The following is an 8,317-nucleotide window of genomic DNA, read 5'->3' on the forward strand; positions in this document are numbered from 1 at the left end:
CCAGCGGGATGTACGGCGGGATCTTGCTGGGCCATGAGCTGGAGGTTCGAGCGGGCTTAAGAGAGCGAACGAGCGGGTCGATCGCGCTGGTGGATGGGCTCTCGACCTTGCTGACCTTCCAGGTGGCGGGGCGATTGAACCGGAGTTTGTTGGGTGAAGGGATGCGGCGTTGGGAGAGGGGAGTGGAGGTTCGGACGGAGGCCTTGTCGCGAGCGCTGCCAAATCCCCCCCTTTTTCAAAGGGGGGAGGGAAGAGTTCCCCCCTTTGAAAAAGGGGGGCTAGGGGGGATTTCCCCCGAGCCGGCTTTCGCCGGCGAAGGATCTTTCATTCACCCTCGCCCCGAACCGCTCGGCCCCGATCGGGTCTACATGAGCGGCGAGGACGGCAAAAAGGGGGGCAATGACAATCCCCGCCGTCGAACTACCTTGCAAGGCTTGACCCGGCCCTCGCTTCTGCCCCAGGCCAGCCGGCTCCCGCTCTTTCTGTATAATGTGGATTACCGGGTGCCCAATCTCAGTTTGCGGGCCCGCGAAATCGAGCACGCTGCTTCCGGCGGTCACATCCAAAGGCGGATCCAGGAGGCTTTGGAAACTTACTTGCGCTTGGAGAAAGAACCGGCGGTCCTGATTTATCGGGATGGCGCCCCCTTCGGCGAGGCCCAACAAGGCGAGCTTCGGATCGATCTCTTCCGGTATTTTCGCGAATACCAATTGCCCGAGGACTTCACGCTGACCGTGGTGGTTCCGGCAACCCAGACCGCCATCCACTACGGCAAGGACCCCCGGGGCACCATCCAGATCGAGACTCGGGACGTGATCCGCAAGGCCCTTTCCCGCGAGACGCCGGCTCCGCCGCGGCAAGACTCGGTGCCCCCGCGCCCCTCATCCCGACCCGACCCGGCCGAGCTCAGGGCCGGCATGGAAAGATTGATCTCCCAGGTCGAGTCCAATGCCGAGCAGAACCCGGCCTTCCGCTTGACGAAAGGCCGAATCGGACTCGAAGAGCTGGGATCCTTCGCCGAAGTTTTCAGCGCCAAGCCGCCGGTCCACGATCGCCGGTTCACGGTGGTTTGGCGAGAGAAAGGCGGCGGCCAAGTTCAATTCATGCGCGATGGCGAGGCGATTCGCGCCGAGTGGAAGGCCCACCAAACACCGCAGCAAACCTACTGGTACCTACCGAGCCACCTGGTGATGGGCCAATTCCAGTTCGTCGGTGAAGGCGAATACGCGGCTTACGGCTGGGAGGCCGAGCCCGGCTACAGCCGCGGGATGGAGCAAAGGCTGCAAACCCTTTGGACCAACCTGGGGGTGGCGGGTTCTTTCGACAAGGCGGCCGCGCTCGAGGAGGGCGCGGAACGCCGGGGTGTCTTGCTCGCCCGTTTGGCCCAGCACTGGGTTCAGAACGAGGGCAGCAGCAGCTCCAAGACCTGGAGCCCCATCACTTTGAGCAACCTTTTGCAGATTCATCGGACCTTGGAGCTGGCTTTGGCTCACCTCGAGCTCGGGCTGGTCCGGCGCTTTCAAGAGCGCTTGAGCAGCCAGACCTACCAAAGCTACCGCCGGGTGATCGAGGGAGTGGTTCAATCGTCCGGCGACCCTCGGCTGCTTCCCTTGGGCGATAAGCTCGAGAACTTGGTCGGCGAGCGCTACCTTCCCTTGGACGAAGGTTTGCGCGCCGCCTTCGTCCAGCAACTCTACCATGGTTTGAAGCGGCCGCGCTTTCCGCTGGAAAACTACCGCCTGCTCCGCGATCCTCGCCGCTTGGGCGAGGTTTATCGCCTCACCCTCCGAGATCGTCTCGCGCCGGTCCTCGACGCGATCCAGAGCGGTCAGCGGGCCAGCCCGCAGGGCGATTGGACTTACTTGCTGACCGCCGATGCCAAGCAGCTCTCCGAGCGGGAAACCGGCCAGCGCCGGGACATCGAGTTCTTTTTAGGCGAGATGACGGATCATGCCCGCATCTTGACGGGACAGGGGGGCTTCCACCGCGATTTTCTGCGCGAGGTCTTCATGGGCGACCATTCCCTGCTTCGGCCTTATTTGGTCTTCCGCGGTCATCTCGACCAACTCCCGGTCGAAATGCGGGTGCAGTACCGGATTCGGGAGCTGCCGAACAAAGAGGAGATCGAAGCTCGGCTGGCCCGAACCCGACCCTGAGCTTTCGTTGACAAAAACCGCCACTTGAGGCTTCGTCGGCGGAAGCCGCAACCTCAAGTCTTCCGGGTCGATAAACCCCCTACGCCGCAATTATTGAGGGGCACATGAGCGCGAATTTGGAGCGTTCCGGCACCGGAGCGCCCTCCTTACCTACAAATTTATCCAATGAAATCGCGTCATTGGATAAAGAGACCGATATCGAGCTGAAACGGCAAGGCCGCTTGAATCTGGCTGCCCGGCTGGAAGGCCGCTATCCCGAAGCGGCAGGGCGGCTCTACGCCGAATTGGCCGGCGAGGAGAGGGGCGACGATGTGTCTCGTAAGGCCTCGTCCCGGCTGGCCGTCCTCCAGGGCCGGGGGACCTTCGGCGCCCAGGCCGAGCGCTTGGTGAGCGAAATCGGCCGCAATGTCCTCGACCCCAAATTTCTCGTCCCGATGATGGCCGGCTCGGTGGCCTTCAGCCTGACCCGGGCTTATGCCGGCGCCCGTCTGGCCGCCCTCGGAGCTCCTTGGGGGCAAGGTCTCAGCGGCCGCCTCTTGGCCGGCGGCATAGGCTTCGGCGCCGAGATCCCGACCTTCGTGATCTTGCAGCGGCAAATGGCTTCGACCACCGCCTCCTGGGGTCAGGATTTTTTTCATGCCGGTTTGAGCCTGGGGCTGCTCAAGCTCTCGGCGCCGCTCTTCGCCGCGCCGCTGAAACGCTTGCCCAGTCAAGCCTTGCTTCCCCATGCCGCCGGCGGCTTGAGCCTCTTCGCGGTCAATCGACTGGAGCAAAGCTGGGGCTTGCGGCCGGCGAACGACGCCTGGACGAGCTTGGCCGAATCCTTCGCCGCCTATTTCAGCCTGAGCGCCGGGCTGCGGGCCGGCCGCTCGCTGCTCGGCTCGAGCTTCCAAAGTTGGGAGGCCGGCCTCCAATGGCGGCAGCCTCGTTCGCCGTTCAAGCCGGCTTGGAACGTCTCTTGGGAATCGCCGCTGCCCGAAGCGGTGACCGCCTCAAGCTATGTCCCGAAGGAGCCGGCCGGGCCCTTATTGATGACGGCTCCCAATGGCGGCATCGGCCGGGGCCGCTCGATTCCGCCGGTTAAGGCCAAGGAGCTTTCCGCGAATTACCGGGCTCGCTTCACCGACACCAAGGTCGAGCCGACCGCCCGATGGGAAGCCTTGGAAGCTTACCGCCAGCTCCATCCCCAGCTGGTTGGGACCAAGCATTTTCCCGATTTGCAAAAAATGCTGTTGCGGCTGGTGGCCAATCCCGGAATTTCCGCCAAAACCTTGGAAGGCAAGGGGACTGAAGAAAGAGCGTCCTATTACGGCTACCAACATCGGATTCGCGACACCGCCGCCGAGCTCTATGTCCAGGGCTTGGAGCAGGGCGGTTTCGCCAATCCGCTGGTCGAGCGGGGCGCCCAAATCCTGCGCAAGGTCTTGGAGAATCCCAAGATCGGAAGGGCCCACCGCCCCGATCCCCGCGACACCGAATCTTGGAACTACTACCGGAACACCGAAGCTCTGAGCCGGGAGAAGCTTTTCCCCCTCTACACCCGCTTGCTGTACCGCCTGCCTCAAGGCTCGCCCGAAGCCAGCAAGGGGATCGACATGCTGAGCCGGGCCGAATGGCTCCATCGCTTTGACAACCGAACCGAGCCCGGCGACCGGGCTTCGCCGGCCTTGGTCGGCCGCGCCTACGCCTACCTGCTGGACGCCGCCACGCCGGGCCAGCTTAAACGGGCCCGAGAGGCTCGCCGGCACCTCGCCAAATGGCTGCCCCACCTCGAAGGCCAAACCCAGCTCGGAAATCGCGACAACCTGTGGGCGCTGGTCATGGCCGCGCGCCATGAGAAACCGGCCGAGATCGCGGTCGCCGGCTTGGAAAGCAACGGCCGCCGAACCGAGATCGCCGAGCTGCGCGAATCCTTGAAGCAGCGCGATGCCCGGCGAATCGAGGACCAAAAAACCCTACCCGAGCGCAGCGAAAGCCAGCGCTTCCTCGATTTCCTCAAATACCATGTCAGGGAGTGGTTCTGGTTTTGGCACTGACGAAGAGGCCGGTGAACTTGCGCCACATCCAGCGGAAGGCCCGAAAGATCTTGGGCGCGAACCAGAGAAAGAAAAGCAAAAAGACCAAGAGCAAGCCCAGCATCACGTAGGGATGGGCGAACATGAACCAGATGCTGGCGAAAACCGTCAAATCCTCGCCCAAGGAAAGCAGCCAATTCGAAAACGGCTCGGGGCTCATGTTGGCCGTGGCCCGCAGGCTCGATTTGGTGGCGTGAGCCGAGAAGGCCAGCGAGCCGCCGATCAAGAAAGCCGCCAGCTTCAGCTCCGGCGAAACCTCGCCGACCGCGGCATAGGCCAAGACCGCGCCGGCCGGCACCCGCACGAAGGTCTGAATCGAATCCCAGACCGTGTCAAAGGCCGGCACCTTGTCGGCGACGAATTCCACGACATAAAGGAAGAGGGCGACCGCGATGACCGCCGGATGCTCCAAGGGCTGGAGGCCGGCGGGCAGGCTGAGCCAATCCAAGCGCCCGAAAAGCCCCAGGAAACCCACGGTGGCGTAGACGTTGAGACCGCTGGTCCAGGCGCTGCCCAGCATCAGGCTCAGAGTGGAAATCGAATCCATCAAAGCCTTTGGTACTCTTCTTGGAAGGTTCTGTAAATATCCGGATCGAGGAGGACGATCTCGACCCTTTCGAGCCGCGGGGCCTCCGGCAGGAGGCGGATGATCTCGCTCAGCATGATCTCGGCGCAGCGTTGGGGGTCGAAATCGGCGACGCCGGTGCCGATGGCCGGGAAGGCGATGGAGAGCAGGTTGAGCTCGGCCGCCCGGAGCAGGGAGTTCTTCACCGAATCGTAGAGCGATTCCTCGGTGGTCGGCTCATCGAAGCTCATGCTCGCCGCATGGATGATGTATTTGGCCTTGAGCTGGCCGCCGCCGGTGACCGCGGCCTGGCCCCGCTCGATCGGGCCGACCTCGTCGCATTCTTCTTGAACCTTGGGGCCGCCTTTTTTCCGGATCGCCCCGGCCACGCCGGAGCCGAGCCAGAGGTCGGTGTTGGCGGCGTTGACGATGGCATCGGTTTCGCTTTCCGTGATGTCGCCTTGCAGTATATGGATCTTGCCCTTCACCGACATGCTCTAGGGATATTAAAAAGTGACTGAAACTTCGTCAATCGCAACCATTTCAAGGTCATCGCGATAATTTCGCCGAATCCATGACCCTCGAAGCCCCCACCCATCGCCGGCTCCTGGCCGGAGACCCTTTGGACCGTGCCTTGAACGGTCTGAGTGGCAGCGCCCTGGCGGAACGGCGCTCGCTGGAAAGAGAGCGGGACCCCTTTCTGTACATGGAGGGGCTTTTAACCCTGGCCGGCCGCTTGGAGCGAGACCAACGGCCCGAGCTTGCCAGCCGGATCTATGCCCAAATGTTGGAATCGGCCGAGGCTCCGCCGGAGTTGCGCGATCGGGCTCGCCGTCGCTTGGCGGCCTGGAACGGTGAGGGCGAGGTCGGCGACCGGGCCGAAGTCCTCTTGAGCCGCTTCAGCCGGGAGCTCACCGATCCGGTTTCCCTTTTCGCCATGACCGCGGCCGGCGCCGCCTTTCGAACGGCTCGTTTCGTCAGCCTGGCCCGCTTGGCCGCCAATCCGGCGGCCGGCGCCTTGAGCCGGGGTTTCGGCGCCCGGATCCTCTCTCATGCGGCCGGTTTCGTCAGCGAGGCCCTGGTTTTTCCCTTGGCCGCCCGGTTGGGGAATCTGACTTTGGGCCGGGACCAAGCCTGGAGCGGCTCGGCCTGGGCCCGCGAGACGGCCTCGAGCTTCCTCTTGCTCGGCGCCCTGCGGGCCGGCGGTCTCTTGGCCGGCTTGGCCGGTCGGCGGACGCTCTTGGGGCCGCTCGGCCAGCAGGCCGGGATGTTCGGGGGGATCTTGCTGGGCCATGAGCTGGAGACTCGATTCGGGCTGCGGGAAAGGACTCGCGGGTCCATCACGCTCCTCGACTCCTTGGCGATGCTTCTCCAATTCAACGCGGCTGGGAGAATTCAACGCGGCTTGACCGGCGAGGGTTGGCGAAATTGGGAGCGCTCGCTGGAAGCCCAAACCGCCGTTCTCGAGCGCGGCGGCGGCCGCGACCTCAGGCCACCTTGGAGTAAAGCTGGAATTTTGCCGGAGCCCCTGGTGGCCGGGGCGGCGCTGGCGTCGAGCCGAGGCGTCGAGCCCTTGCGGGGACCCGATCGAGTCTACATGTCCCAGGGCGGGGAGGGCGGCGGCCAAAGGTCGGCGGCCGAAGTTCTGATCCGGGCGGCGAGCCTGCGAGTGCGGATCGCGCCGCCGGAAGCCTGGGCCCGCCGCGAGAACTTGACCCGGGATTATCTGGAGCTGCTGGCTCAATTGCCGGTCGGCCAGACCAAGACGCTGGAGGAAATCCAGCTCGGGGTGGAGATGCTCGGGACCTGGGCCGCCTCGCGGGATCCCTTTCTGGTGGCGATCGGCCACCGCTTTTACGCTCCGGCTTGGCGGATTTTCCGCGACAAGTTCAGCCACGTTGAAAGCCACTTCGAATTGGAGCAGCGGATCGTCAACAACGTGTTGCTCCACCGCCAGCTCATCTCGGAGGGCAACAACGGAAGCTTCCTGCGCCAAGCCGTCCAGGCGTCGCCGGCCATCGCCTCGCTCTTGCTCCATCAGCGGATGGCCCTGGGCGAAGGCTCGACCCGCGATCTTCACCTGCTCGACGCCCTCCATCAAGTCTTGACCACGCTCCACTTGGGCGCCGAGCTGCTGCCGGAGCCGGCCCTGCGCAAAGCCTATCTCGAGGCTTGGCACGACTCGCTGCAAGCGGTCCACGCCACCGGCGAGCTGGCGGCCCGCGAGGTCCTCTCGGGCATCCGCATGCTTCGGCAGTATTTGACCGATGCCGATCCGGCGCGGCGCGACCTGGCCGCATTTCACTATCCCAATTTTTGGAAACTCTTTCGCACCGTCACCCGGACCAATTCCTTGCAGGGCCTCGATTTCGGCTTGAGCGAGGAGGTGGCCTTTCTCCAGCAGAATCGAGATTTGAAAACGCCGCCCCCAGTTTTGGAGACGGTGCTCAAGGCCTATCCCCATTACGTCGACGCCGTGATCGGCCTCCACCAGCACCACTTGGTCGAGCTGGCCACGATGGTCGATCTCTTCGCCGGTCTCGGCCGTCAGTTTCGCGGCTCCATCGAATTGGCGAAGGACCCCAGGATTCGGGCCCATTTCGTCGAGGCCTACGTCGAGATGCTGCGCTCCTGCCAGGAAGCCTCGCGCGATCTGGAGCCCTGGGTCCATGGTTTCCCTCGGAATGTGCCCCAGGCTGTGATCGGCGAGATGAGAGAGGGCTTGGCCTTGCTCCGCCAAGGCTGGATCACCGAGCAGGGTGATTTCCAGGTTCGAGCTTTCGACCAATATTGGCGCTTGGCCGAGCGCTATCCGGTCAGCGAAGGCTTGGCCGACCAAGTCAGCTCCGGACCCTATCTGAAACCCTTGTCGCTGCTGGCCGGCTTCAACCCGAACATGGAAGTCCGTCAAGCCGCCCAGACCCTTTTGCAGCGGCTCTTGGACCGCTTTCGGCCCGATGCTCCGCGTCACTGAAGCCGGCACAACCCCCACCCCGCCAGGACGATAAGCCCACGATGACCTCCCGAATCACCCACGATGCCGAGCGGCGAGCCTTAAGTCGCGAGCGCGACCCGGAGTTGCGCGGAGAAGGCCTGCTGTCGCTGGCCGGCCGGCAGGAGCGGGCCCAGCGGCCGGACTTGGCGGTCGAACTCTATCAGGAGATTCTGCAAAATTCGGCGATCCCGTCCCCGATCCGGGAGCTGGCTCAACGGCGGCTGAACGCCCAACTGGGCCAAGGCCATATCGGCGACCGAGCCGAAGTTCTCTTAAGCCGCTTCACCGAAGAAGCCACCGAACCGACGACGCTGTTGGCGATGACGGTGGCCGGGGCGGCCTTTCGGGCCAGCCGCTTGGTCACCTTGGCTCGCTTGGCGAGCAGCCCGAGCGCTGGCTTGCTGACCCGAGGTGCGGGAGCGCGAGCCCTGGCCGGACTCAGCGGCTTTGGGGTGGAAGGCTTGGTCTTCCCGATGGCCGGCCGGCTGGGAAATGCGGCTTTGGGAAGGGAGCAGGAGTGGAGCGC

The 8,317-nt window shown here is 64.0% G+C and carries 6 protein-coding genes; 4 read left to right on the forward strand and 2 right to left on the reverse strand.

Features of this window, described 5'->3' with window-relative positions; genetic code table 11:
- On the forward strand, nt 1-2,156 hold a 2,156-nt coding region (locus tag VJR29_01275), incomplete at its 5' end, for a hypothetical protein (protein ID HKY62026.1).
- Between the two features lie 104 nt (nt 2,157-2,260).
- Nucleotides 2,261-4,192, forward strand: a complete 1,932-nt coding sequence (locus VJR29_01280) for a hypothetical protein (GenBank protein HKY62027.1) — start codon at nt 2,261-2,263, stop codon at nt 4,190-4,192.
- Here the strand turns inward: VJR29_01280 and VJR29_01285 are convergent.
- Nucleotides 4,164-4,778: a DUF4126 domain-containing protein gene (locus VJR29_01285; protein ID HKY62028.1), complete on the reverse strand. Its 615-nt coding sequence runs from the start codon at nt 4,776-4,778 to the stop codon at nt 4,164-4,166. The genes VJR29_01280 and VJR29_01285 overlap by 29 nt on opposite strands.
- The gene (locus tag VJR29_01290; protein ID HKY62029.1) at nt 4,778-5,284 is read right to left on the reverse strand and encodes a macro domain-containing protein; all 507 of its coding nucleotides are present in this window, start codon (nt 5,282-5,284) and stop codon (nt 4,778-4,780) included. The genes VJR29_01285 and VJR29_01290 overlap by 1 nt, the downstream gene beginning before the upstream one ends.
- A gap of 86 nt (nt 5,285-5,370) precedes the next feature.
- Here VJR29_01290 and VJR29_01295 point away from each other — a divergent pair, with 86 nt between their 5' ends.
- Both VJR29_01295 and VJR29_01300 read left to right on the forward strand, forming a co-directional pair.
- Nucleotides 5,371-7,770, forward strand: a complete 2,400-nt coding sequence (locus VJR29_01295; protein ID HKY62030.1) for a hypothetical protein — start codon at nt 5,371-5,373, stop codon at nt 7,768-7,770.
- A gap of 41 nt (nt 7,771-7,811) precedes the next feature.
- The coding region (locus tag VJR29_01300) for a hypothetical protein (protein HKY62031.1) at nt 7,812-8,317 on the forward strand (506 nt) is incomplete at its 3' end.

The sequence above is a fragment of the bacterium genome, assembly GCA_035281585.1.
In the GTDB taxonomy this organism is placed as follows: Bacteria; UBA10199; UBA10199; order DSSB01; family DSSB01; genus DATEDP01.